General features: G+C 44.8%; 1 protein-coding gene. It reads left to right on the top strand.

Features of this window, described 5'->3' with window-relative positions; all coding sequences use genetic code 11:
- Positions 1 to 234: 234 nt before the first annotated feature.
- The coding region (locus AC0L20_RS39875; protein WP_473295648.1) for a hypothetical protein at positions 235 to 478 on the top strand (244 nt) is incomplete at its 3' end.

Genomic DNA, 478 nt, shown 5'->3' with positions numbered 1-478 from the left:
AACTGGCGATACCGTCAACATTGACAGTTTTTAATACAATTAACTCAATCGCAAGATTTCGAGCCCTATCTGTCTATCTACCGCCACTTACCTTCAATTCCAAAATAGTATAAGACACTGTCATACTTCACAGGTTTCATGCAGACCAACTATCTATAGCCTTACAAAAACGGCAAAACTAAAAATGCGCCGTTTTAAACTTGTCCTTTATCAAACATAATAGGGAATATTATCATGGCAAAGACACCTACCATCAATCCCGTCAACACCGACGCCTATCCTCCTCCACTTGGCGCACACCCACGAATCTGGGGAACGGCAGAGCCCAATTACAGCGTTGAGATCGTTGATGCTAATGCTACGAAAACTGTCTATGGGAAAGGCGTCGCTGGCCCAGATGGGCAATGGGTTAGCGACTTGACCGTTCCAACAGATAGGAATGTAAAAGTTAAAGCTCGGTGTTACGTCAGCCCAGGCG

Source organism: Bradyrhizobium sp. Kon58, assembly GCF_055807455.1.
Note: the sequence above shows the minus strand (reverse complement) of the source record. Positions and strands in the feature narration are given on the sequence as shown.